Source organism: Bacteroides sp. ET71 (assembly GCF_023336905.1).
GTDB lineage: Bacteria > Bacteroidota > Bacteroidia > Bacteroidales > Bacteroidaceae > Bacteroides.
Map to the genome: position 1 here is coordinate 1 of NZ_JAMBLS010000160.1, position 383 is coordinate 383.

Below are 383 nucleotides of genomic sequence, written 5' to 3' on the forward strand. Positions count from 1 at the left end.
TACCAATGCCGAGCTGGTGCGTGCCCGTGTCATCAACGAACTGAAGGTGAAGTAGGATGAAACGGACGGTGTTTATTCTAATCGGCATGGCGCTGTGCCTTGTCCTTGCAGACAAGGTGCAGGCGCAACGCTGTCTGCCGGGCATGAAAGGGCTGCGGCTGACGGCGGGCATGGCGGACGGCTTCCATTCGGCAAGCCGGCGCAATGAGCTGGGCTACCACTTCGGGCTGTCAATGGACTCGTACACGAAAGGGTGCAGCAGGTGGGTGTTCGGTGCGGAGTATCTGCAAAAGTACCACCCGTACAAGGACACGCGCCTGCCGGTGTCGCAGTTCACGGCGGAAGGGGGATATTACTACAACTTCCTCTCGGATGCGAACAAG

The 383-nt window shown here is 58.7% G+C and carries 1 protein-coding gene; it reads left to right on the forward strand.

Features of this window, described 5'->3' with window-relative positions; all coding sequences use genetic code 11:
* Positions 1–56: 56 nt before the first annotated feature.
* The coding region (locus M3090_RS15680) for a conjugal transfer protein TraO (RefSeq protein ID WP_249057811.1) at positions 57–383 on the forward strand (327 nt) is incomplete at its 3' end.